Origin of the sequence: Streptomyces deccanensis (assembly GCF_022385335.1) — a bacterium.
Lineage (GTDB): Bacteria > Actinomycetota > Actinomycetes > Streptomycetales > Streptomycetaceae > Streptomyces > Streptomyces deccanensis.
Genome location: NZ_CP092431.1, coordinates 6,241,164 through 6,262,990, shown reverse-complemented (window position 1 = coordinate 6,262,990; position 21,827 = coordinate 6,241,164). Strand labels below are relative to the sequence as shown.

The 21,827-nt window shown below is 70.2% G+C and carries 24 protein-coding genes and 4 tRNA genes; 6 read left to right on the top strand and 22 right to left on the bottom strand.

Going from position 1 to position 21,827, the window contains the following annotated elements; all coding sequences use genetic code 11:
- Positions 1–398: 398 nt before the first annotated feature.
- The 9 genes from rplL to L3078_RS27960 all read right to left on the bottom strand — a co-directional run bounded on the left by rplL (position 399) and on the right by L3078_RS27960 (position 6,665).
- Entirely contained in the window at positions 399–782 is a 384-nt protein-coding gene (gene rplL / locus L3078_RS28000; protein WP_030039747.1) for a 50S ribosomal protein L7/L12, read from the bottom strand.
- 115 nt (positions 783–897) lie between these two features.
- A complete protein-coding gene (gene rplJ / locus L3078_RS27995; protein WP_239756712.1) occupies positions 898–1,428 on the bottom strand; it encodes a 50S ribosomal protein L10 in 531 nt (176 codons plus the stop codon).
- Between the two features lie 297 nt (positions 1,429–1,725).
- The gene (locus L3078_RS27990) at positions 1,726–2,631 is read right to left on the bottom strand and encodes an SCO4651 family lipoprotein (protein WP_239756711.1); all 906 of its coding nucleotides are present in this window, start codon (positions 2,629–2,631) and stop codon (positions 1,726–1,728) included.
- Positions 2,632–2,711: 80 nt separating this feature from the next.
- Positions 2,712–3,581 (bottom strand): SCO4651 family lipoprotein, encoded by an 870-nt coding sequence (locus L3078_RS27985; RefSeq protein WP_239756710.1) that lies wholly within the window; start codon positions 3,579–3,581, stop codon positions 2,712–2,714.
- Positions 3,582–3,785: 204 nt separating this feature from the next.
- Positions 3,786–4,511, bottom strand: a complete 726-nt coding sequence (rplA, locus tag L3078_RS27980; RefSeq protein WP_184904681.1) for a 50S ribosomal protein L1 — start codon at positions 4,509–4,511, stop codon at positions 3,786–3,788.
- A gap of 109 nt (positions 4,512–4,620) precedes the next feature.
- Complete coding sequence (gene rplK, locus L3078_RS27975; protein WP_005481290.1) at positions 4,621–5,055, bottom strand: 50S ribosomal protein L11; 435 nt, start codon at positions 5,053–5,055, stop codon at positions 4,621–4,623.
- A gap of 190 nt (positions 5,056–5,245) precedes the next feature.
- Positions 5,246–6,115: a transcription termination/antitermination protein NusG gene (gene nusG / locus L3078_RS27970; RefSeq protein ID WP_192333379.1), complete on the bottom strand. Its 870-nt coding sequence runs from the start codon at positions 6,113–6,115 to the stop codon at positions 5,246–5,248.
- Positions 6,116–6,191: 76 nt separating this feature from the next.
- Positions 6,192–6,479, bottom strand: coding sequence for a preprotein translocase subunit SecE (gene secE, locus L3078_RS27965; RefSeq protein WP_033528314.1), 288 nt, complete (start codon positions 6,477–6,479; stop codon positions 6,192–6,194).
- A gap of 113 nt (positions 6,480–6,592) precedes the next feature.
- Positions 6,593–6,665, bottom strand: a tRNA-Trp gene (locus L3078_RS27960).
- Positions 6,666–6,916: 251 nt separating this feature from the next.
- Here L3078_RS27960 and L3078_RS27955 point away from each other — a divergent pair.
- Together L3078_RS27955 and L3078_RS27950 are read left to right on the top strand one after the other, a co-directional pair.
- A complete protein-coding gene (locus L3078_RS27955; RefSeq protein ID WP_239756709.1) occupies positions 6,917–8,143 on the top strand; it encodes a pyridoxal phosphate-dependent aminotransferase in 1,227 nt (408 codons plus the stop codon).
- A 127-nt stretch (positions 8,144–8,270) separates the two neighbouring features.
- Complete coding sequence (locus L3078_RS27950; protein WP_239756708.1) at positions 8,271–9,311, top strand: adenosine deaminase; 1,041 nt, start codon at positions 8,271–8,273, stop codon at positions 9,309–9,311.
- 9 nt (positions 9,312–9,320) lie between these two features.
- Here the strand turns inward: L3078_RS27950 and L3078_RS27945 are convergent, their stop codons facing one another.
- From L3078_RS27945 to L3078_RS27920, 6 genes are all read right to left on the bottom strand, one after another.
- Positions 9,321–10,376, bottom strand: a complete 1,056-nt coding sequence (locus tag L3078_RS27945) for a UDP-N-acetylmuramate dehydrogenase (protein ID WP_239756707.1) — start codon at positions 10,374–10,376, stop codon at positions 9,321–9,323.
- Between the two features lie 74 nt (positions 10,377–10,450).
- Positions 10,451–10,879: a MaoC family dehydratase gene (locus tag L3078_RS27940; RefSeq protein WP_239756706.1), complete on the bottom strand. Its 429-nt coding sequence runs from the start codon at positions 10,877–10,879 to the stop codon at positions 10,451–10,453.
- A 7-nt stretch (positions 10,880–10,886) separates the two neighbouring features.
- Complete coding sequence (locus L3078_RS27935; protein WP_239756705.1) at positions 10,887–11,339, bottom strand: MaoC family dehydratase N-terminal domain-containing protein; 453 nt, start codon at positions 11,337–11,339, stop codon at positions 10,887–10,889.
- Between the two features lie 133 nt (positions 11,340–11,472).
- A complete protein-coding gene (gene rpmG, locus L3078_RS27930; RefSeq protein ID WP_003948671.1) occupies positions 11,473–11,637 on the bottom strand; it encodes a 50S ribosomal protein L33 in 165 nt (54 codons plus the stop codon).
- 91 nt (positions 11,638–11,728) lie between these two features.
- Positions 11,729–11,801: transfer RNA gene (locus L3078_RS27925), tRNA-Met, on the bottom strand.
- Between the two features lie 46 nt (positions 11,802–11,847).
- Positions 11,848–11,920, bottom strand: a tRNA-Thr gene (locus L3078_RS27920).
- A 349-nt stretch (positions 11,921–12,269) separates the two neighbouring features.
- On the opposite strand from L3078_RS27920, the gene L3078_RS27915 reads away from it, so the two are divergent.
- On the top strand, positions 12,270–13,538 hold the full coding sequence (locus L3078_RS27915; RefSeq protein WP_239756704.1) for an amidohydrolase family protein: 1,269 nt from the start codon (positions 12,270–12,272) through the stop codon (positions 13,536–13,538).
- Between the two features lie 452 nt (positions 13,539–13,990).
- Here the strand turns inward: L3078_RS27915 and L3078_RS27910 are convergent, their stop codons facing one another.
- A complete protein-coding gene (locus L3078_RS27910; protein WP_239756703.1) occupies positions 13,991–15,040 on the bottom strand; it encodes a hypothetical protein in 1,050 nt (349 codons plus the stop codon).
- Between the two features lie 160 nt (positions 15,041–15,200).
- On the opposite strand from L3078_RS27910, the gene L3078_RS27905 reads away from it, so the two are divergent.
- Positions 15,201–15,857, top strand: a complete 657-nt coding sequence (locus L3078_RS27905; RefSeq protein WP_239756702.1) for an SDR family oxidoreductase — start codon at positions 15,201–15,203, stop codon at positions 15,855–15,857.
- Between the two features lie 16 nt (positions 15,858–15,873).
- Here the strand turns inward: L3078_RS27905 and L3078_RS27900 are convergent, their stop codons facing one another.
- Together L3078_RS27900 and L3078_RS27895 are read right to left on the bottom strand one after the other, a co-directional pair.
- Entirely contained in the window at positions 15,874–16,080 is a 207-nt protein-coding gene (locus tag L3078_RS27900) for a hypothetical protein (protein WP_086803756.1), read from the bottom strand.
- Positions 16,081–16,180: 100 nt separating this feature from the next.
- A tRNA-Tyr gene (locus tag L3078_RS27895) sits at positions 16,181–16,262 on the bottom strand.
- Positions 16,263–16,428: 166 nt separating this feature from the next.
- Between L3078_RS27895 and L3078_RS27890 the strand changes: the two genes are divergently transcribed.
- Positions 16,429–16,917, top strand: a complete 489-nt coding sequence (locus L3078_RS27890) for a YajQ family cyclic di-GMP-binding protein (RefSeq protein WP_239756701.1) — start codon at positions 16,429–16,431, stop codon at positions 16,915–16,917.
- Positions 16,918–17,008: 91 nt separating this feature from the next.
- Here the strand turns inward: L3078_RS27890 and L3078_RS27885 are convergent, their stop codons facing one another.
- A complete protein-coding gene (locus tag L3078_RS27885; RefSeq protein WP_239756700.1) occupies positions 17,009–17,275 on the bottom strand; it encodes a GlsB/YeaQ/YmgE family stress response membrane protein in 267 nt (88 codons plus the stop codon).
- Positions 17,276–17,459: 184 nt separating this feature from the next.
- Between L3078_RS27885 and L3078_RS27880 the strand changes: the two genes are divergently transcribed.
- On the top strand, positions 17,460–18,701 hold the full coding sequence (locus tag L3078_RS27880; RefSeq protein WP_239756699.1) for an APC family permease: 1,242 nt from the start codon (positions 17,460–17,462) through the stop codon (positions 18,699–18,701).
- Between the two features lie 43 nt (positions 18,702–18,744).
- On the opposite strand, the gene L3078_RS27875 is transcribed toward L3078_RS27880, so the two are convergent.
- From L3078_RS27875 to L3078_RS27865, 3 genes are all read right to left on the bottom strand, one after another.
- Complete coding sequence (locus L3078_RS27875) at positions 18,745–19,143, bottom strand: YccF domain-containing protein (RefSeq protein WP_239756698.1); 399 nt, start codon at positions 19,141–19,143, stop codon at positions 18,745–18,747.
- Positions 19,140–20,003 carry a zinc metalloprotease HtpX gene (gene htpX, locus L3078_RS27870; RefSeq protein WP_239756697.1) on the bottom strand — a complete coding sequence of 288 codons (864 nt, stop codon included), beginning with the start codon at positions 20,001–20,003 and terminating at the stop codon, positions 19,140–19,142. Before htpX ends, L3078_RS27875 begins: the two co-directional genes overlap by 4 nt.
- Positions 20,004–20,216: 213 nt before the next feature.
- Positions 20,217–21,788, bottom strand: coding sequence for an NADH-quinone oxidoreductase subunit N (locus L3078_RS27865; protein ID WP_420864189.1), 1,572 nt, complete (start codon positions 21,786–21,788; stop codon positions 20,217–20,219).
- Positions 21,789–21,827 lie beyond the last annotated feature (39 nt).

The following is a 21,827-nucleotide window of genomic DNA, read 5'->3' as shown; positions in this document are numbered from 1 at the left end:
GACCCTCGGAAACCCTCGTTGTTCCTCAACGCCTGCGGCAAGCCACGCCCTCGATGCACATCGATACTGCCCTCTTCGCCGTCGATCCATGCCTCGGAGTTCGGATCCGTGTGACGACGCGTCCTGAGAATTGCGCGCTGCGTGCAGTTCGTCAAGGCCCCCCATGCCCGAACCAGATGCTGCGATCGTCACTCGCGGCCGGTCACCAGGGGTGCTCGGAGGCACGACGAAGATCACCATACTCGCCGCCACCGACAGTGCAAGGCAGCCGTCACTCGACGTCCCCGAACGCCGAAAGGCGACCACCCACATGGGTGATCGCCTTTCAGTGCGTCCGCGTTACAGCCCCACGTCGGGGGCCGTGCGCGAGCAGCGGGTCCGGTGCGGACCCGTGGGCCTTACTTGACCTCGACGGAGGCGCCGGCGCCCTTGAGGGACTCGGCGGCCTTCTCGGCGGCGTCCTTGGCGACCTTCTCGAGAACGGGCTTCGGGGCGCCGTCCACGAGGTCCTTGGCCTCCTTCAGACCCAGGGAGGTCAGCTCACGCACGACCTTGATGACCTGGATCTTCTTGTCGCCGGCACCGGTGAGGATGACGTCGAACTCGTCCTTCTCCTCCTCGACCGGGGCGGCGGGGCCACCCTGGGCCGGGCCCGCGACGGCGACGGCCGCGGCGGCGGTGACGTCGAACTTCTCCTCGAAGGCCTTCACGAACTCGGAGAGCTCGATGAGGGTCATCTCCTCGAACTGCGCGAGCAGGTCTTCCTGGCTGAGCTTCGCCATGATGGGCGATCCTTCCACTAATGTCGGCAGGTGCCGGATGTATCGAAACGGCGGGCGTACTTACGGCCCGCTACGACCCGCGCCTCAGGCGGCGCGGATCAATGCGCGAGCCGAATTACTCGGCACCGCCCTGCTCGGCCTGCTTGGCACGAAGCGCGTCCACGGTGCGGACGAGCTTCGACGGGAGCGCCTGGAAGACCTGAGCAGCCTGGGTCTGCTTGCCCTTGAAGGCGCCCGCCAGCTTGGCGAGCAGAACCTCGCGGGACTCGAGGTCCGCAAGCTTCTTGATCTCGTCGGCGGACAGCGCCTTGCCGTCAAGGACACCGCCCTTGATGACGAGGTTCGGGTTGTCCTTGGCGAAGTCACGAAGACCCTTCGCCGACGTCACCGGGTCACCGGTGATGAAGGCAACCGCCGTCGGACCGTTGAACAGGTCGTCGAGCGTCGAGATCCCGGCCTCGTTGGCCGCGATCTTGGTCAGCGTGTTCTTCACCACGGCGTACTGGGCGTCTTCACCGAGCGAACGGCGCAGGTTCTTGAGCTGCGCCACGGTGAGACCCCGGTACTCGGTCAGCACGGCGGCGTTCGAGCTACGGAACTGCTCCGTGAGCTCGGCCACCGCGGCAGCCTTGTCGGGCCTTGCCATAGAGCGTCGGCCTCCTTCCGGGTGATGAGGACCGCTCGGAAGGGGCCGAGAACGAACGAAACGCCCCGGCGCAGGCGCACGGGGCGTAGCTCGACCGGACGAATTCCGTACGATCACGGAACCGGACCAGGAGCAACTTCCACAGTCACCTGCGCGGGTCGTCCACTGTTCAGCGGATCCTTCGGCCACCGCGCCCTCTCACGAGCGCACGGCAACGACCAGCGGTCTTTGGCTTCTCCGGAAGGTTAGATGACATACGACGTGTCAAGCAAATCCGCTCCCTGAGGGCGGCGGCACTCAGCCCTCTCCCGCCCCGTCCACCCGCTCGGCGAGGTCGACGGTGTCCTCGGCCGGCGGGGTCTCGACGGTCACCGGCCGATCGAAGTCAAGAAGGGTGACGGTCAGGTCGAGCGGGCCCGTGTCGACCATCCGCCCGTCCTTCAGGGCCTCGGTCTCCCCCCGGAGCCGGTACCGCTTGGCCCGGCCGTCGTCGTCGACCCACAGGTCCATGGTGAGCGTCTCCTCGATGTCCAGCATCATGAACTGGTCGAGGCTGGTCGTCCGCAGCTTCCGGGTCGCCTTGTCCCGGGCGGCTGCCTGGGCGTCCCGCAGGCCGTCCCAGGTGACCGTTCCCCGGTAGTGCGTGGTCCCGCTTCCGTCGACCGTCCCGGTACCGACCTCGCGGACCTTCTTCGCACCGGTCAGGAGTGTGGACTGCGCGAGAGGGCTCGCCTCCAACACGGTGGGCAGGACGCGGTACGTGTTGTTCTCCGCGCCGCCCCGCCCCCACACGGCCGGCCCGACGCTGATCCACTCCTTGTCCGCCGGGGCGCCGATGGCGGCCGGGTCCCCCTCGGCGTAGAGCACCCCGTCGGCGAACCGCAGGTCCATGGGCTCGCCCTCGCTCGCGCCCAGCCCGGTCACATCCATGCGCATCGCGGTCGGCCGTGCGGTCATCGCCGCCTCGACCCGCATCTTCCCGTGCTCCGGCAGGGTGCCGGTCACCCGGTACCGCAGCGACGCGACCTCCGTGGTCCGCTCGGCGGCCCGGGCCACGGCCTCGGCGGGCGTCTTCGGCTCCGCCTCGGCCTGCGCCTCCGTGCCGCAGCCGGTGGCCCCGCCGAGCAGCGCGGCCACGACGGCGATCCCGACCGCTCTGCGGCGATGCACGGAGCCTGCGGAGCCGTGCGCGACAATCCTCATGTGTCCCCCTGGTCCCTCACGACCCACCTCTGTGGGACGGCTGGACACTAGCGCCGCCCGGTCGTGGCTGTCCCCCGAATTCAGCTCGTCGGCAGGGTCCTCATCAGGTCCTTGTAGTCGACCGTCTCGGCGGCCGACGGCTCCTCGGTGGAGACGTCGACGCCGTAGTCGCTGTAGTGGACCGTGGAGTTCACCGTGCCGTTCGCGGTGGCGGCCTTCTCGACCTTCTTGACGAGCAGGTCGTCCTCGTCGATCCAGAGGTCGATGTCGACGGTGGTGATGCCGGCCGCCCCGAGCTGTTCCTCCAGTTCGGCCCGCTTCTCCTCGCCGAGGTTCGCGTTCCGCTCCTGGAGGTCGGCGACGCTGACGGTGCCCGCGTAGTGCGTGGTCGACTGCCCGCGCACGTCCTCCTCGCCGACCTTCTCGACATCGCCTGAGGCCAGCAGGAGCCGGACGGACTGGTTCGGCGTGACGCTCTTGAAGTGCTCCCGCACATAGGCGCCGGAAGCCCCGCCGATCATCTCGTCCAGGTCCTCGTACGCGTACCTGATCCACCGCTTGCCGCCGTACTGCCCGGCGAACAGGTCGCCCATGTCCGCGTAGTAGGCGTCGGGCAGATACCGGGCCTCGGTCGAGGTGATGCCCAGCCGGCGCATCTGGTCGGCCGCCTGGCCGCCGGTGTAGGTGATGGTCATGGTGCCGTCGAGGCCGTCGGCCCAGTCGACCTCGCCGTCCGCCTTTATGGACATCAGCTCGCCCAGGTCGCCGGTGGACTCGATCCTCGACGAGTCGGCGTCGCGGGTCGACGCGTCGGCGAGCTTCAGCGCCGCGAACGGATCGCCCCCGCCGTCCTCGCCCGAGTCCGGGGAGCCGCAGGCCACCACCCCCGTCAGCGCGGCCACCACCGCGAACGACACAGCCGTACGGCGACGCGTGGTAGTCCTGGTCATCCGTCCCCACCCCCCAGGGAGATTCACCGTGCTCCGCACACCAGGGCAGCACATTCACGCGCGTATGCCCACCCGTACGCCGGAAAGACCCGCACAGGGCCCGTATGCCCGTATGCCGAAAAGGGACGAGCCCCGCACCTCGAAAGGTGCGGGGCTCGTCCTCGGACTGTGCGTCCGCGACGCGGCTGCCGGTGAGCGTCAGGCTCAGACGGCGGCCGGGTCCTCCTCGACGAGGAGGTTGCGGGTGCGGTTGGAGTCGACCGGAATGCCGGGGCCGATCGTGGTGCTGATCGCGGCCTTCTTGATGTAGCGACCCTTCGCGGCCGACGGCTTCAGACGGAGGATCTCCTCCAGCGCCGCGGCGTAGTTCTCCACCAGCTTGGTGTCGTCGAACGACGTCTTGCCGATGATGAAGTGCAGGTTCGAGTGCTTGTCGACGCGGAACTCGATCTTGCCGCCCTTGATGTCGTTGACGGCCTTCACGACGTCCGGGGTCACGGTGCCGGTCTTGGGGTTCGGCATGAGACCACGGGGACCGAGCACGCGGCCGAGGCGGCCGACCTTGCCCATGAGGTCCGGGGTGGCGACGACGGCGTCGAAGTCCAGACGGCCCTTCGCCACCTCGTCGATCAGTTCGTCGGAGCCGACGATGTCGGCGCCGGCGGCGGTCGCGGCCTCGGCACGGTCACCGGTCGCGAAGACCAGGACCCGGGCGGTCTTACCGGTGCCGTGCGGGAGGTTCACGGTGCCACGAACCATCTGGTCGGCCTTGCGCGGGTCGACACCCAGACGGAAGGCGACCTCGACGGTGCCGTCGAACTTGGACGTGGAGGTCTCCTTGGCGAGACGGACGGCCTCGAGCGGGGCGTAGAGCTTGTCCCGGTCGACCTTGGCGTCCGCAGCGCGGAGAGCCTTGCTGCGCTTGCTCACAACTGCTCCTGTGTGTTCTGAAAGGAGTCGTGGTGTACGGGCCGAGCAGGCCCTACCACGTGCGGCTGCCCCTGCTTACGGCAGCTGCATGGTTCTACGAAGGTGGGGCTCAGCCCTCGACCGTGATGCCCATGGAACGGGCCGTGCCGGCGATGATCTTCGACGCGGCGTCCAGGTCGTTGGCGTTCAGGTCGGGAAGCTTGGTCGTGGCGATCTCACGGACCTGCGCCTCGGTGATCTTGGCGACCTTGGTCTTGTGCGGCTCGCCGGAGCCCTTCTCGACACCCGCGGCCTTGAGGATCATCTTCGCGGCCGGCGGCGTCTTGGTGACGAAGGTGAAGGAGCGGTCCTCGTAGACCGTGATCTCCACCGGGATCACCCAGCCACGCTGCGACTCGGTCGCGGCGTTGTAGGCCTTGCAGAACTCCATGATGTTGACGCCGTGCTGACCGAGCGCGGGGCCGACCGGCGGGGCGGGGTTCGCCGCACCGGCGTTGATCTGGAGCTTGATGAGCCCCGTGACCTTCTTCTTCTTGGGAGGCATAGCTCTCCGGGTCCTTTCGATTCGAGTGCGCCCTCATCCGGTTCGCGGCCAGATGAAGGCATACCGCACAACGATAGCGGGTATAGATGCGCGGCTAAAAACCGAGCAGGTCAGACAAGCTGCGGACAGCTCGCCTGACCTGGTCGGAAGCGTGGGTTACGACGCTCCGATGAACTCAGTCCCGTAGGGCTCAGTTCTTCTGGATCTGGTCGAACGACAGCTCGACCGGGGTCTCGCGGCCGAAGATCTCCACGAGGCCCTTGACCTTCTTCGAGTCCGCGTTGATCTCGTTGATGGTCGCCTGCAGCGTGGCGAACGGGCCGTCGGTGACGGTGACCGAGTCGCCGACCTCGAAGTCCAGCACCTGGACCTCGACCTTGCGGGCGGGCGCCGGCTTGCCCTCGGCCTCGGCGGCCTCACGGGCGGCCTTCTCCTCGGCCTCCGGCGCGAGCATCTTGACGATCTCGTCCAGGGTCAGCGGGTACGGGTCGTAGGCGTTGCCCACGAAGCCGGTGACGCCGGGGGTGTTGCGGACGACGCCCCAGGACTCGTTCGTCAGGTCCATGCGGACGAGGACGTAGCCGGGGAGCTTGTTCTGGCGGATCGTCTTGCGCTCGCCGTTCTTGATCTGCGCGACCTCTTCCTGCGGCACCTCGGCCTGGAAGATGAAGTCCTCGACGTTCAGCGAGACGGCGCGCTGCTCGAGGTTGGTCTTCACACGGTTCTCGTAACCGGCGTAGGTGTGGATCACGTACCACTCGCCGGGCAGGGTGCGCAGTTCCTCACGGAGGGCCTCGACGGGGTCGACCGGCTCGGTCTCCTCCTCGACGGCCTCGTCGGCCGCCTCGTCCTCGTCCTCGTCGGCGTCCGCGTCGTCGGAGTCGTCCTCGACGTGCAGGGCCTCTTCCTCGGCCGGCTCCCCCGCCTCGGCCTCGGCAGTCTCGAACTCGTCGACGCCGTCCTCGGAGTCCGCGCCCTCGACGATGTCGAGTTCGTCGTCCACGGACTCGGCACCTTCACCGCGAGGCTCCATGGCGTCCTTCAGGTTCGGGTCAGACACGTGGCTGCTTCTTCCTGGATCATGGGGGTGGAACACGCGAAAGGGGCGCCAGGTAACGGCGCCCTTCGCTCTCGGCTCAGCCGAAGACGTACTTGGCGGCCTTGTCGAGGCCGAAGTCAATCACAGTAACAAGACCGATCATGATGACGACGAAGACGATGACCACCGTGGTGTAGGTCGTCAGCTGGGAGCGGGTCGGCCAGACGACCTTCCGCAGCTCCGCGACGATCTGGCGGTAGAAGAGCGCGAGGCGCTTCAGCGGGCCCTTCTTGGCGCGCTTGCCGCCCTTGCGGGTCTTCTTCTTGTCCTCGGGCACCTCGTCCTGGGCATCAGGCGTGTCGATGGAGCCCACGGCGTCCGTCATTCATCCTCACCTGATTCCGGTCCGGTCGTGGCCGTGCCGCGCCCGGTCTGAGCCGCACGGCGGAACATTGCTGTACGTACATGCGCACACATCCTGGCGTGAGGAGTGTGTAGCAGGGCCGGAGGGACTTGAACCCCCAACCGCTGGTTTTGGAGACCAGTGCTCTACCAATTGAGCTACGACCCTTTGCGGTTCTCCCCCAACGTACCGCATCCGACCGAGTGCTCGGTGTGCACCTGGAGGGCGCGGCCGGTGAAGGCCAACGAGGAGAGAGCATACGTGGTCCGAGGCCTGTCGTCGAACAGAAAGCGTCCGCAGGGGCGTTGCTCCTCGAAGATCGACTGTTTCCGGCCGCGGATACGGACGGTTGTTCCGTTGCTGTTCAGTCTGTGAAACCCGCGTGCCCGGCGCGTTTCCTGTCTGAAACGATGGGGGCCATGAGCGCTGCAACCCCTCCCACCGAGCGCCGGGTCTCCGCGCGCGTCGGCGCGATCTCCGAGTCCGCCACCCTCGCCGTGGACGCCAAGGCCAAGGCCCTCAAGGCCGCCGGGCGCCCGGTGATCGGCTTCGGCGCCGGTGAGCCCGACTTCCCGACCCCGGACTACATCGTCGAGGCGGCCGTCGAGGCCTGCAAGAACCCGAAGTACCACCGCTACACGCCGGCCGGTGGTCTGCCCGAGCTGAAGGCCGCGATCGCCGCGAAGACCCTGCGCGACTCCGGCTACGAGGTCGACGCGTCGCAGGTCCTCGTCACCAACGGCGGCAAGCAGGCCATCTACGAGGCGTTCGCCGCGATCCTCGACCCGGGCGACGAGGTCATCGTCCCGGCGCCGTACTGGACGACGTACCCGGAGTCGATCCGTCTCGCCGGCGGTGTCCCGGTCGAGGTCGTCGCCGACGAGACCACGGGGTACCGGGTCTCCGTCGAGCAGTTGGAGGCGGCCCGCACCGAGAACACGAAGGTGCTCCTCTTCGTCTCCCCCTCCAACCCGACCGGCGCCGTCTACACGCGCGCGCAGGTCGAGGAGATCGGCCGCTGGGCCGCCGAGAAGGGCCTGTGGGTCCTGACCGACGAGATCTACGAGCACCTGGTCTACGGCGACGCCGAGTTCCACTCGCTGCCCGTGGTCGTCCCCGAGCTGGCCGACAAGACCATCGTGGTCAACGGTGTCGCGAAGACGTACGCGATGACCGGCTGGCGCGTGGGCTGGGTCATCGGCCCCAAGGACGTCGTCAAGGCCGCGACCAACCTCCAGTCGCACGCCACGTCGAACGTCTCCAACGTGGCGCAGGTGGCCGCGCTGGCCGCCGTCTCCGGCGACCTGTCGGCCGTCGAGAAGATGAAGGAGGCCTTCGACCGCCGCCGCAAGACGATCGTGCGGATGCTCAACGAGATCGACGGTGTGTTCTGCCCGGAGCCCGAGGGCGCGTTCTACGCCTACCCGTCGGTGAAGGAGCTGATCGGCAAGGAGATCCGCGGCAAGCGCCCCCAGGACACGGTCGAGCTGGCCGCGCTGATCCTGGAGGAGGCCGAGGTCGCGGTCGTTCCCGGCGAGGCCTTCGGCACCCCCGGCTATCTGCGTCTGTCGTACGCCCTGGGTGACGAGGATCTCGTCGAGGGCGTCTCCCGCATCCAGAAGCTGCTGGCGGAGGCGACGGACTGAGGTCCTGAGCCCGCGGAGGGGACCACATACGGATTTCCGGATGTGGTCCCCTCTTCATTTGTGCGAGCAAGACCACGTTCGAGGATTCCGCTTCCGGGACGGCACGGGCGTGCGGCAGGATCGGGCGATGGAGCGTGTACGTGATCTCTCTGAACTGCCCAAGGCCCATCTGCATCTGCACTTCACCGGGTCGATGCGGCCCACGACCGTGCTGGAGCTCGCCGACAAGTACGGGGTCCGCCTGCCCGACGCGCTGACGGAGGCGCTGACCAGCGGGGAACCGCCGAAGCTGCGGGCGACGGACGAGCGAGGGTGGTTCCGGTTCCAGCGGCTCTACGACGCGGCGCGCTCGTGCGTCAGAGAGCCCGACGACATCCAGCGGCTGGTGCGGGAGGCCGCGGAGGAGGATGTGCGGGACGGTTCGGGCTGGCTGGAGATCCAGGTGGACCCGACGTCGTACGCGCCCCGGCTGGGCGGGCTGATCCCGGCGCTGGAGGTCATCCTGGACGCGGTCGACACGACGGCGCGGGAGACCGGGCTCGGGATGCGGGTGCTGGTGGCGGCGAACCGGATGAAGCACCCGCTGGACGCGCGCACGCTGGCCCGGCTCGCGGTGCGGTACGCGGATCGCGGTGTGGTCGGGTTCGGGCTCTCCAACGACGAACGCCGGGGCATGGCGCGGGACTTCGACCGGGCGTTCGCGATCGCCCGTGAGGGGGGCCTGCTGTCGGCGCCGCACGGTGGGGAGCTGACCGGGCCGTCGTCGGTGCGGGACTGCCTGGACGATCTGCACGCGTCCCGGATCGGGCACGGGGTGCGCGCGGCGGAGGATCCGCGGCTGCTGAAGCGGCTGGCGGACCGCCAGATCACCTGTGAGGTGTGCCCGGCCTCGAACGTCGCGCTCGGTGTCTACGAGAAACACCAGGACGTCCCGCTGCGGACGCTGTTCGAGGCCGGTGTGCCGCTGGCGCTCGGCGCGGACGACCCGCTCCTGTTCGGCTCGCGCCTCGCGGCCCAGTACGAGATCGCCCGCCACCACCACGGCTTCACGGACGAGGAGTTGGCGGAGCTGGCCCGGCAGTCGATCCGGGCGTCGGCGGCCCCGGAGAAGGAGCGCGCCAAGCTGCTGGCCGGGGTGGACGACTGGCTCACCCGCCCGGCCGGCTAGCGGCTCCGCTCAGAGGCTGACGCCGACCGTCACCGGCTCGTTGACCAGGGTGATCCCGAAGGCGTCCCGGACTCCGGCGACGACCTCGCGGGCCAGGGCGAGCAGGTCCTCGGTGGTGGCGGCGCCCCGGTTGGTGAGGGCCAGGGTGTGCTTGGTGGAGATCCGGGCGGGGCCGGTGCCATAGCCCTTGGTGAAGCCGGCCTTGTCGATGAGCCAGGCGGCGGAGGTCTTGGTGTGGCCGTCGCCGGCGGCGTAGGCGGGCGGGGTGACGTCGTCCCCGAGGCGTTCGCGCACGCGCGCGTGGAACGCGGCGAACTGCTCGTCGGTGAGGATCGGGTTGGTGAAGAACGATCCGGCGGACCAGGTGTCGTGGTCCTCGGGGTCGAGCACCATGCCCTTCCCGGCGCGCAGCTTCAGCACGGTCTCGCGGGCGTCGGCGAGGGGCACCCGGTCGCCGGGTTCGACGCCGAGCGCGCGGGCCGTCTCGGCGTACTTGATCGGCCCCGACAGGCCGCCCGCGTCCTCCAGTTCGAACCGGACCCGCAGGACGACGTACCGCTCGGGCTCGTCCTTGAAGCGGCTGTGGCGGTACGAGAAGGCGCACTCGGTGTTCGGGACGGTGATCGTCTCGCGGGTGCGGCGGTCGTAGGCGAGGACCTCGGTGAGGGTGGAGGCGACCTCCTGACCGTACGCGCCGACGTTCTGGATCGGGGTGGCGCCCGCGGAGCCGGGGATGCCGGCCAGGCATTCGATCCCGGCGAGCCCGGCCTCGACGGTCCGGGCGACCGCGTCGGTCCACACCTCGCCGGCGGCCAGCTCCAGCCGTGTCCCGTCGAGCGCGAAGCCCTTCGTGGCGATGACCAGCGCGGTTCCGGCGAAGCCCTGGTCCCCGATCACCAGGTTGGAGCCGCCGCCGATGAGCAGCAGCGGCGTACCGGTGTCGTCGGCCTCGCGGACGGCGGCGACGACCTCGTCGTCGGTGGTCGCGGTGATCAGCCGTCGCGCGGGCCCGCCCAGCCGGAAGGTGGTCAGCGGGGCGAGGGGGGCGTCGTGGAGTTCCTGCACGGGCTCAAGAGTACGAGACCCCCGCACCCGGGAGGGGCGGGGGACCGTAGGGGTGCGGCCGCGCCGCTGGGCCGTCAGGCCAGTCGTACGACCGCCCGGGACATGCCGAGGACCTTCTGACCGCCGCTCATGGCGGTGAGGTCGACGCGGACGGTGTTGTCGTCGAGCTTGGCGCCGACCTTGGCGCTGACCTCGATGGTGGCGCCCTCGTCGTCGTTGGGGACGACGACGGGCCTGGTGAAGCGGACACCGTACTCGACGACCGCGCCCGGGTCGCCGGTCCAGTCGGTGACGACGCGGATCGCCTCGGCCATGGTGAACATGCCGTGCGCGATGACGTCGGGGAGGCCGACCTCCTTGGCGAACTTCTCGTTCCAGTGGATGGGGTTGAAGTCGCCGGAGGCGCCCGCGTAGCGGACGAGGGTGGCACGGGTCACGCCGAAGCTCTGGGCGGGCAGCTCGGTGCCGACCTCGACGTCGTCGTAGGAGATCTTCGCGGTCATCGGGTTCTCACGCCTCCTCGGCCGCGCGGGCCACGAGCTTGGTCCAGGCGGTCACGACGTGTTCGCCGGACTCGTCGTGGACCTCGCCGCGGATGTCCAGGACGTCGTTGCCCGCCAGGGACTTGATCGACTCGATGGTCGAGGTGACGGTGAGGCGGTCGCCGGCGCGCACCGGGCGCTTGTGGGCGAACTTCTGGTCGCCGTGCACGACCCGGCTGTAGTCGAGGCCCAGCTGGGGGTCCTGGACGACCTGTCCCGCCGCCTTGAAGGTGATGGAGAACACGAAGGTAGGCGGGGCGATCACATCGGCGTACCCGAGCGCCTTGGCCGCTTCGGGGTCCGTGTAGGCGGGGTTGGTGTCTCCCACGGCCTCCGCGAACTCGCGGATCTTCTCCCGGCCGACCTCGTAGGGGTCGGTGGGCGGGTAGGTACGCCCCACGAAGGACTGGTCGAGCGCCATGGGCTCGGCACCTCCTGGTTGCTGCGGATACGGCGGTACTGCCGGCACCGGCGGGTACTGGCCGGTACTGATCGATGTAACGACGCGAGGCCGCCCCCGATCACTCGGGGACGGCCTCGTGTACGAGCCTGATTTATCGCGTTTCGCGGTGCGCGGTGTGCGCGTTGCAACGCGGGCAGTGCTTCTTCATCTCCAGTCGGTCCGGGTTGTTACGCCGGTTCTTCTTGGTGATGTAGTTCCGCTCCTTGCACTCCACGCAGGCCAGCGTGATCTTCGGGCGGACGTCGGTGGCAGCCACGTGAGTGCTCCTTGACGAACGGATGGGACAGGGTTTAACGCATAGAAGAGTAGCCGATCGAAGGACCGACCCCGCAATCGGCTACTGTCAGTAGCGGTGACCGGACTTGAACCGGTGACACAGCGATTATGAGCCGCTTGCTCTACCGACTGAGCTACACCGCTGTGATGCGATCGGATCCCGCCTCGCGACGGGAACCTTTCACACCAGAGCCCCAATACGGAATCGAACCGTAGACCTTCTCCTTACCATGGAGACGCTCTGCCGACTGAGCTATTGGGGCGAGCGATGAAGACATTACACGCCCCACCGCCGATCGCCCAAATCCGTTTCCCGGCCCGTATCCATGGGCCGTCCAGGGGCCGTCCATGGGCCGTCCACAGGTCGTCCACGGCGCTCCACGGCGCCGCCGGGGGCCGTCGTCCGTCCCGTTTCCACAGGCCGCACGGGCCTCACGCACACCACCGTTCCCGGCCCTCCCGGCAGTCCCGCCGGCCGTTCCCGCCGTCCGCCCGGCCCGTCTCCCGGCAGGTGAACCGCACCGGTACGACTATTGCGCTCCTCCGCGACGACGGCGGGCGGCCCGCCTAGGCTCGACTCACTCTGCGTGATCTTGTAGCCCCAGGAGCGCGATGCCCGACAGCCAGCCGCAGCCGTCCCCCTCCTCCTCCGGCCCGCCCTCGGGCCCGGACGAGGCCGGCGCCCTGCTGCTGTGCGGGGCGCGACTGACCGACGGCCGGGTGGTGGACGTCCGGCTGGGCGGCGGGCGGATCGAGGCGGTCGGCACGGCGGGCAGCCTGAGCCCCGGGCCCGCCGCGTCCGGCGCGTCCGCCACTCGGGTGGACCTCGGCGGCCATCTGCTGCTGCCGGCCCCCGTCGAACCGCACGCGCACGGCGACACGGCCCTGTCGGCCGACTTCGAGGGGCCCGTCCCGTACGACGACGCGGACGTCCAGCGGCGGGCCACCGAGGCCGCGCTGCTGCAACTCGGGCACGGCGCCACGGCCTTGCGCTCGCACGTCCACGTGGGCGGCGTGCAGGGGCTCGGTGCGCTGGCGGCCGTGCTCCGGGCGGGGCGGGCGCTGCGTGGCCTCGTCGAGGTGACGACGGTGGCGATGCCCCGGGTGCTGACCGGCGTGGCCGGAGCGGACGGGCTCGCGATCCTGCGGGACGCGGTGAAGATGGGCGCCTCCGTGGTCGGCGGCTGTCCGGACCTGGACCCCGACCCCACCGGGTACGTGGAGGCGGTCCTGGAGATCGCCTCCGAGCACGACTGCCCGGTCGACCTGCACACCGACGGCGACGACCCGGCCCGGCTCGCGCGGCTCGCGGCCATGGCGGGCGGTCTGCGGCCCGGGGTGACGCTCGGCCCGTGCGGCGGTCTGGCCCGCCTGCCCTCCCTGGCCGCCGCCCGCGCCGCCGACCAGCTCGCGGCGGCCGGGGTGACCGTCGTCTGCCTCCCCCAGGGCGGCTGCGGCACCGTGGACCGCCGGGGCACCGCGCCCGTACGGCTGCTGCGCGCGGCCGGGGTGCGCGTGGCGGCGGGCAGCGGGGCGCTGCGGGACGTGTCGAACCCGGTCGGCCGCGGGGACCCGCTGGAGGCGGCGTACCTGCTGGCCTCCCGGTACGGGCTGCGGCCCGAGGAGGCGTACGACACCGTCAGCGGGGCCGCGCGTGCCGCCCTCGGGCTGCCCGAGGTGCGCGTCGAGGCCGGTTTCCCCGCCGAGCTGCTGGCAGTGCGGGGTGCGCGGCTCGCGGGGGTCCTGTCCCTGGCGTACAGCCGGATCGTCGTGCACCGGGGGCGCGTCGTGGCGCGCACCAGCGCGGTACGGGAGTACTGCGGCTCGGCGACCGGCACGGCGCTGGACCTGCCTCGACAGGGGCGGGGGGAGCCGTCCTGAGGGGCGGGCTGGGTGTGTGTTGGGGGGGCGGTGTGGGGGCTGGGGGGCCGTGGTGAGAGGCGCACGGGGGCGTGCGGGCACGCGCGGGTGGGTCGCGTGAGGTTGAAGCGGGCGGGCACGCGGGGGTGCGTTTGGACGGGGGGCGCACGCGGGTGCGTATGGACTTGGCCCGGTGCACGTCCGCGTGGGAATGGCCGGGCCGGTACGCGGGCGTGAGTCTGGACGGGTGGGCGCACGCGGGTGCGTATGGCCGTGGCCTGTGTGCATGCCCGCGTGCGGATGGCCGGGCCGGCACGCGCGCGTGGGTTTCTGGTGCTCCACGCGCGCGTGCCGCACGGCCGGCGCCGGTCCGGCGCCGCTCATTCCGCGGCGGGTCAGGCGCTGAACACGCCGCTGTCGGTCAGACGCCGACCATGCCGCTGTCGGTCACCTGCCGACCATGCCGCTGCCGGTCAGACGCTGAACATGCCGCTGCCGAACGGGCCGCCGAATTCCTCGACCGGGATCTCGGAGGCGCCCTTGGGCGCGCTGATGTCGTCGGCCTTGCCGAAGGTGAGGACGAGGGGGGCCTTGGCGCCCTTCGCGTCCTCGGCGAGGACCGCGAGGTCGGTCTCGATGCGGGTGAGGTCGCCGTTCTTGAGGGTGAAGTCGACCGCGACCTTCTTGTTCGGGGCGTCCTTCACGTCCTCGCCCGTCGGCAGTTCGGCACCCGGCGGCAGGTCGCCCTTGAGGGGCTGGAGCTTGTCGAGGATGCCGGTGAGCAGGTCGCGGAAGTTGGCCTTGGCGGTGATGACCTCGGTGCCGTCCTCGCCGCTCTTGGTCTTGAAGTCGACCTCACGGGCGACGACCCCGCGGACGGCGTCGAGGATCTTCTTCTGGGTCTTGGCGTCGAGTTCGTCGGAGCCGCCCGCGCCGGAACCGGCGCCCGCGTCCTCGGCGGCCTCCTGGAGGTCGGCCGTGTTGACCTTGACCCAGTCGCCCTCCAGGAGCGGCCGCAAGTGCTGCTCGCTCTCCGGGAGTTCGTCGAGTTCGTCGGCCGTCGGGAAGGGCATGCCCATCGCGTCGCCCATGGCCTGCATGTCGGCGCGGTAGTACGTGTAGTCGCCGACGAGCCGGTACTCGGCGAACACGCCGTCCTCGCCCGCGATCTTCATGCCCATGCCGGTGATGTCCTTCTCACCGGACTTGTCCAGCGGCTTCTTCGACCTGACCGACACGTCGACGCGCAGTCCGGTGAAGAACTCCGCCATCTCCGGCGGCACTTCCTCGCTGTCCTCACCCAGGAGCGCGACGAGGTCGTCCGGGTCGGCGTCGAGCCGCATGCCGAAGGCCAGCGACTTCTGCTCACCCAGCTGTTCGACGGCGTTGTCGATCTTCTGGCCGGCGGTCAGGTTCTGCACGGTGCCGCAGGCGGCCACCGTGACGAGCACGGCCGCGGCGCAGCCGACCCCGGTGAAGGCCCGGCGGGCCACGGGCGCCCCCGCGACAGATGCGCGCTTCATGGACGTACGTACGACGGTCGTGGGCGTGGCTTTACGCATGACGGTGTTGGGTCCCCCCGTGATGTCCGGTGCTCGCCGGTACGGCGAACATGGTTGAGACACTCGGGACGGCTGAATGGTTGCGCGGCAAACGCGTCGGGTCGGGCGTACGGTCGGAAACATGCGCATTGTCATCGCTGGAGGTCATGGTCAGATCGCGCTGCGGCTGGAGCGGTTGCTCGCCGCGCGCGGTGACGAGGTCGCGGGGATCATCCGCCGCGCCGAACAGGGGGACGATCTGCGCGCGGCCGGTGCCGAACCGGTGCTGTGCGATCTGGAGTCGGCGTCGGTGGAGGAGGTCGCCGCGCATCTGCAGGGCGCGGACGCCGCCGTGTTCGCGGCGGGCGCCGGTCCGGGCAGTGGAACGGCCCGCAAGGACACGGTCGACCGCGGGGCGGCGGTCCTGTTCGCGGACGCCGCGGTACGGACGGGCGTACGACGTCACCTGGTCGTCTCGTCGATGGGGGCGGACCCGGAGCACGAGGGTGACGACGTCTTCGACGTGTACCAGCGGGCGAAGGGCCAGGCCGACGCGTATGTGCGCGGCCTGAACGCCCTGGACTGGACGATCCTGCGGCCCGGCATGCTGACCGACGACGCGGGCACGGGCCTGGTGCGTCTGGAGGCGTCCACCGGACGCGGTCCGATCCCCCGCGACGACGTGGCGGCGACGCTCGTCGAACTCCTCGACACCCCCGCCACCGCCGGCCTGACCCTGGAGCTGATCAGCGGCTCCACGCCGGTGTCGGTGGCGGTGAAGTCGGTGGCGGGCAACTGACCGGTGCGGGCCCCGGTCAGAACAGGGGCAGCTGACCGGGGAACTCGGGGACCACGAAACCGTCGAGCGCGGGCTGGGCCGCCCCGATCTGGGCCGGCCTGCGCGACCCGGGGCACGACACCAGTTCCCCGCTCGCCCCCGGCGGATCGTGCCGCGCGAACCGCCCCGCCACCACGGCGATCTCACGACGACACTCGGGGCAGTTCCTGCGACGTGATGACATGCAGTCAGTGTGCCCGGCCGCCGGTCCCCACGACCGAACCCGCACACGAAGAAGCCCCTCCCGAACTGCTCTCACAGTCCGGGAGGGGCTTCCCTCCACGTGGCGGCGCCAGGATTCGAACCTGGGTAGGCTAAGCCGACGGATTTACAGTCCGCTCCCATTGGCCACTCGGGCACACCGCCTGGGATTCGTCGTCCTTCGAACCGCTTTTCGGCGGCGCTCCGTGGCGACGTCGTAAACGATACCTGATGCTCGGGGGTGCTTCGCCACCTGATTGATCAGTGCGCGCGGGGGCGGGGTGGCTAGGCTTGTCGCCTCCCGATACACCGATACAAGGAGCCACAGGACATGGCCGACTCCAGTTTCGACATCGTCTCGAAGGTCGAGCGGCAGGAGGTCGACAACGCCCTCAACCAGGCCGCCAAGGAGATCTCCCAGCGCTACGACTTCAAGGGCGTCGGCGCCTCGATCTCGTGGTCCGGCGAGAAGATCCTCATGGAGGCGAACTCCGAGGACCGGGTGAAGGCCATCCTCGACGTCTTCCAGTCCAAGCTGATCAAGCGCGGGATCTCCCTGAAGTCGCTGGACGCGGGTGAGCCCCAGCTGTCCGGCAAGGAGTACAAGATCTTCGCCTCGATCGAGGAGGGCATCTCCCAGGAGAACGCCAAGAAGGTGGCGAAGATCATTCGTGACGAGGGTCCCAAGGGCGTCAAGGCCCAGGTCCAGGGTGACGAGCTCCGCGTCAGCTCCAAGAGCCGCGACGACCTGCAGACCGTGATCGCCCTGCTCAAGGGCAAGGACTTCGACTTCGCGGTGCAGTTCGTCAACTACCGGTGACGAGCGGCACGTAGAGCCCGTACGACGAGGGGTGGGCACGACGGCCGTTGCCGTGGTGCCCACCCCTCGTGTGCGTGCGCGGTGCTCGCGGTCAGCGGCGGGAGTGGCCGAACAGGATGCGGTAGGCGATCAGCAGGACCAGGGAACCGCCGATCGCGGCCGCCCAGGTGGTGCCGTCGTAGAAGTTCTCGGAGATCGGGTGGTCCAGCCAGCGGGCGGAGATCCAGCCGCCGATGAAGGCGCCCGCGACGCCGATGAGGGTCGTGCCGATGAAGCCGCCCGGGTCCCGGCCCGGCAGCAGGAACTTGGCGATGGCCCCGGCCAACAGCCCCAGAACGATCCAGCCGATGATGCTCATGCCGTGCACCTGCCCTTTCGTGCCTTACCTGTGCCGTACCCGTGCGGTACCCGTGCTGTGTTTCCCCCCACAGCGGCCGTGTGCCCGGCCGTGCCTGTCGTGACTGTCGTGCTGTCTGTCCTTGTTGTCACGGAGGACGCCTGCGTGACATCGGCCGGTTGCACTGATCAGTAGGGTGCGGCACATGACACAAGCCGGATCGGGCGCTGGGCTGCGCCGCACGCTCGGCGTCGGGGACGCGGTGGTCGTCGGGCTCGGGGCGATGGTCGGCGCGGGGATCTTCGCGGCGCTGGGCCCGGCGGCGCGGGCCGCCGGGTCGGGGCTGCTCCTCGGGCTCGGGATCGCGGCGGTCGTCGCGTACTGCAACGCGATGTCGTCGGCGCGGCTGTCTGCCGTGTATCCGGCGTCGGGCGGCACCTATGTGTACGGGCGTGAGCGGCTCGGGGAGTTCTGGGGGTACCTGGCCGGCTGGGCGTTCGTCGTCGGCAAGACGGCCTCGTGCGCGGCGATGGCGCTGACCGTGGGGGCGTACGTGTGGCCGGGGCAGGCGCACGCCGTCGCGGTGGCGGCCGTGGTGGCGCTGACGGCCGTGAACTACGGCGGCGTGCAGAAGTCGGCCTGGCTGACGCGGGCGATCGTGGCCGTCGTGCTGGCCGTCCTCGCCGCCGTCGTGGTGGTGTGCCTGGGGTCCGGCGAGGCCGACGCCGGGCGGCTGGACATCGGGGCGTCGGGTGGTGTGGGCGGCGTGCTGCAGGCTGCCGGGCTGCTGTTCTTCGCGTTCGCCGGGTACGCGCGGATCGCGACCCTGGGTGAGGAGGTACGGGATCCGGCGCGCACCATCCCGCGCGCGATCCCGCTCGCGCTCGGTATCGCGCTGGTCGTGTACGCGGCCGTGGCGGTCGCCGCGCTCGCCGTGCTGGGGTCCGGTGGGCTGGGGGCGGCCTCGGCTCCGCTGGCCGACGCCGTACGGGCGGCCGGGGTGCCCGGGATGGTGCCCGTGGTGCGCGTGGGGGCCGCCGTGGCCGCGCTCGGGTCGCTGCTGGCGCTCATCCTGGGTGTCTCGCGCACGACCCTCGCGATGGCCCGGGACCGGCACCTGCCCGGTGCGCTCGCCGCCGTGCACCCCCGTTTCCAGGTCCCGCACCGGGCCGAGCTGGCCGTCGGTGCCGTGGTGGCGGTGCTGGCCGCCACGGTCGACGTGCGGGGTGCGATCGGGTTCTCGTCGTTCGGGGTTCTCGCGTACTACGCGGTCGCCAACGCGTCCGCCTGGACGCTGAGTTCGGCGCCGGCCGCCCGGGTGGTGCCGGTGGTCGGGCTCGTCGGGTGCGCGGTCCTCGCGTTCTCACTGCCTCCGTCGTCGGTGGGTGTGGGCGCGGCCGTACTGGGCGTGGGGGCGGCCGTGTACGCCGTACGGCGGCGCCGCTGAGGCGTGCGTACGACGGCTCGTGTTCCGACGGCCGCCCGACGCGCTACCAGCGCTGCTGGGCGAAGGGCTGGTCGGAGCGGACGATCTCGCGGCCCAGCGGCATCAGCGAGACCGGGACCAGCTTGAAGTTGGCGATGCCGAAGGGGATGCCGATGATCGTGACGCACAGGACGAGGCCGGTGAAGATGTGCGTCAGCGCCAGCCACCAGCCCGCCAGGACCAGCCACAGGATGTTGCCCAGACAAGAGGGAGCGCCCGCGTCACGGCGCTCGACGGCGCTGTACCCGAAGGGCCACAGGGCGTAGACGCCGATGCGGAACGACGCTATGCCGAACGGGATGCCGATGATCGTGATGCACAGAAGCAACCCTGCGAACAGATAGCCGAGGAAGAGCCAGAAACCGCTGAGGATCAGCCAGATGATGTTCAGTACGGTCTTCACTGCGGGGGACCTGCCATCTTCTCGAGTCGGGCGATGCGTTCCGCCATCGGCGGGTGTGTCGAGAACATCTTGGAGAATCCCCGGCCCGGCCGGAAGGGGTTCGCGATCATCATGTGGCTCGCGGTCTCGATCCGGGGCTCGGGGGGCAGCGGAAGCTGCTTCGTACCCGTTTCCAGTTTGCGAAGGGCACTGGCGAGAGCAAGTGGATCACCGGTGAGGTGGGCGCCGGAGGCGTCCGCCTCGTACTCGCGGGAGCGGCTGATCGCGACCTGGATGAGGGACGCGGCGAGCGGGCCCAGGATCATGATCAGCAGCATGCCGAGGAGGCCGGGGCCGTCGTCGTCGTCCGAGCGGCCGATGGGGATGAGCCAGGCGAAGTTCACCAGGAACATGATCACGGAGGCGAGGGCGCCGGCGACCGACGAGATGAGGATGTCGCGGTTGTAGACATGGCTCAGCTCATGGCCGATGACACCGCGCAGCTCGCGCTCGTCGAGCAGGCGGAGGATGCCGTCGGTGCAGCACACGGCCGCGTTGCGCGGGTTGCGGCCGGTCGCGAACGCGTTCGGGGCGTCCGTCGGCGAGATGTACAGGCGCGGCATCGGCTGGCGGGCCTGCATGGAGAGCTCGCGGACCATGCGGTAGAGCGCCGGTGCCTCGAACTCGCTGACCGGGCGCGCGCGCATCGCGCGTAGAGCCAGCTTGTCGCTGTTCCAGTAGGCGTACGCGTTCGTGCCGAGGGCGACGACGACCGCGATGATCAGGCCCGTACGGCCGAAGAGGCTTCCGATGACGATGATGAGTGCGGACAGTCCCCCGAGGAGAACGGCGGTCCTGAGCCCGTTGTGCCGGCGGTGCACGGTACGCCCTCCAGGTCGTGCGGCAGGGGAACCCTTTGCTCGCTGTAGCTGTTGACTCCACTTCTCAGTGGACCCTCCCGATCTGGTCAACGCCAGGCGGGGAGCGCGAGTTCCCTGGTGCGCGCGGCCCGGCCGGGGGCCGCGGGGGTGAGGGCGGGGGTCCGCGCGGGTGAGGGCAGGGGCCGTGCGGGTGAGGGCGGGGGCCGCGGGACGTCAGAAGAGGCCGATGTCGGCGAAGCGCAGGACGAGCTGGGGGGCGCCGGACAGGGCGATGCCGACGATTCCGGTGAGGGCGAGGGCCAGGGTGAGCGGGGCGGGGACGCGGTGCGGTGCGGGAGCGCCGGCGGTGTCGCCGTCGGGGGCGCGGAACAGCAGGGCCGTCCACTGGAGGTAGTAGAAGAGGGCGATCACCACGTTGACGGCCATCACGACGGCGAGCCAGCCGAGGCCCGCGTCCACGGCCGCCGAGAAGACGGTGACCTTGGCGAACAGGCCGATGATCCCCGGCGGCAGTCCGGCGAGGCAGAGCAGGAAGAAGGCCAGGAGCAGGGCGGACAGGGGGCTCGACGCGTAGAGGCCCCGGTAGTCGCCGAGCCGGTTCAGGGACTTCGTCCGGCCGACGAGCGCGGCCACGGCGAAGGCGCCGAGGTTCACGGCGGCGTACATCAGGGCGTAGGCGACGGTGGAGCCGACGGCCTTCTCGGCGTCGGCGGTGTCGTCGGCGTAGGCCGCCGCCGCGATCGGTACGAGGAGGTAGCCGGCCTGGCCGACGGAGGACCAGGCGAGCAGCCGGATCGCGCTGTACGCGCGCGTGGAGCGCTGTGCGAGCGCGCCGAGGTTGCCGACGGTCATGGTGAGGGCGGCCAGCACGGCGAGGGCGGGGCCCCAGACGTCGGCGTACGACGGGAGGGCGACGACGGTGACGAGGATCAGGCCGGAGAAGCCGACCGCCTTGCCGACCACGGAGAGGTAGGCGGCGACGGGCAGGGGGGCGCCCACGTAGGTGTCGGGGACCCAGAAGTGGAAAGGGACCGCGGCGGTCTTGAAGGCGAAGCCGATGAGGGTGAGGACGACTCCGGCCTGGGTGAGGGTGTGCAGTTGGCCGTCGACGTGCTGGACGCGGTCGGCGATCTCGGTGAGGTAGAGGGTGCCTGTCGTGGCGTAGACGAAGCTGATGCCCAGGAGGCTGACCGCGGTCGCGGTGACGGACGACAGGAAGAACTTCAGGGCCGCCTCGGAGGACCGCCGGTCGCCGTGGCGGATGCCGACGAGGGCGAACGCGGGCAGGGAGGCGACCTCCAGGGCGACGACGAGGGTCGCGAGGTCACGGGAGGCGGGCAGGAGCGCGGCTCCCGCCGCGGACGACAGCAGCAGGAACCAGAACTCCCCCTCGGGGAGGTTCTTCCGGTCGTCCTTGAGGGCCGTCATGGACAGCAGGGCGGCGAGGAGGGCGCCGCCGAGGACGAGGAACTGGATGACGAGGGTGAACCGGTCGGCGGTGTAGCTGCACACGTCCGGGTCGCCGGTCAGGCAGAAGGTGGCGCGGTCGGCGTCCAGGAGGGGCAGCAGGGTCAGGAGGGCCACGGCGAGACCCGTGACGGAGACCCAGCCGAGGACGGCCTTCTTCGCGTCGCCCGTGAAGAGGTCGGCGACGAGGACGGCCAGGCCGACCACCGCGGCGACGGTGGGTGGCGCGATGGCGAGCCAGTCGACGGACTGGACGACGGACTCGGCCAGGATCTGGGCCTGACCAGGGGCCTGACCATGGGTCAGGGTCGTGGCCAGGGCCTGGGCGAGAGTCTCGGCCTGGAGCGGTGGCTGGGC

Bases quoted from the DNA above. Each gene is read 5' to 3' on its own strand.
- rplL (WP_030039747.1), bottom strand. From the start codon at position 782: ATGGCGAAGCTCAGCCAGGAAGACCTGCTCGCGCAGTTCGAGGAGATG.
- rplJ (WP_239756712.1), bottom strand. From the start codon at position 1,428: ATGGCAAGGCCCGACAAGGCTGCCGCGGTGGCCGAGCTCACGGAGCAG.
- L3078_RS27990 (WP_239756711.1), bottom strand. From the start codon at position 2,631: ATGAGGATTGTCGCGCACGGCTCCGCAGGCTCCGTGCATCGCCGCAGA.
- L3078_RS27985 (WP_239756710.1), bottom strand. From the start codon at position 3,581: ATGACCAGGACTACCACGCGTCGCCGTACGGCTGTGTCGTTCGCGGTG.
- rplK (WP_005481290.1), bottom strand. From the start codon at position 5,055: ATGCCTCCCAAGAAGAAGAAGGTCACGGGGCTCATCAAGCTCCAGATC.
- secE (WP_033528314.1), bottom strand. From the start codon at position 6,479: ATGACGGACGCCGTGGGCTCCATCGACACGCCTGATGCCCAGGACGAG.
- L3078_RS27955 (WP_239756709.1), top strand. From the start codon at position 6,917: ATGAGCGCTGCAACCCCTCCCACCGAGCGCCGGGTCTCCGCGCGCGTC.
- L3078_RS27950 (WP_239756708.1), top strand. From the start codon at position 8,271: ATGGAGCGTGTACGTGATCTCTCTGAACTGCCCAAGGCCCATCTGCAT.
- L3078_RS27940 (WP_239756706.1), bottom strand. From the start codon at position 10,879: ATGACCGCGAAGATCTCCTACGACGACGTCGAGGTCGGCACCGAGCTG.
- L3078_RS27935 (WP_239756705.1), bottom strand. From the start codon at position 11,339: ATGGCGCTCGACCAGTCCTTCGTGGGGCGTACCTACCCGCCCACCGAC.
- L3078_RS27915 (WP_239756704.1), top strand. From the start codon at position 12,270: ATGCCCGACAGCCAGCCGCAGCCGTCCCCCTCCTCCTCCGGCCCGCCC.
- L3078_RS27910 (WP_239756703.1), bottom strand. From the start codon at position 15,040: ATGAAGCGCGCATCTGTCGCGGGGGCGCCCGTGGCCCGCCGGGCCTTC.
- L3078_RS27905 (WP_239756702.1), top strand. From the start codon at position 15,201: ATGCGCATTGTCATCGCTGGAGGTCATGGTCAGATCGCGCTGCGGCTG.
- L3078_RS27900 (WP_086803756.1), bottom strand. From the start codon at position 16,080: ATGTCATCACGTCGCAGGAACTGCCCCGAGTGTCGTCGTGAGATCGCC.
- L3078_RS27890 (WP_239756701.1), top strand. From the start codon at position 16,429: ATGGCCGACTCCAGTTTCGACATCGTCTCGAAGGTCGAGCGGCAGGAG.
- L3078_RS27885 (WP_239756700.1), bottom strand. From the start codon at position 17,275: ATGAGCATCATCGGCTGGATCGTTCTGGGGCTGTTGGCCGGGGCCATC.
- L3078_RS27880 (WP_239756699.1), top strand. From the start codon at position 17,460: ATGACACAAGCCGGATCGGGCGCTGGGCTGCGCCGCACGCTCGGCGTC.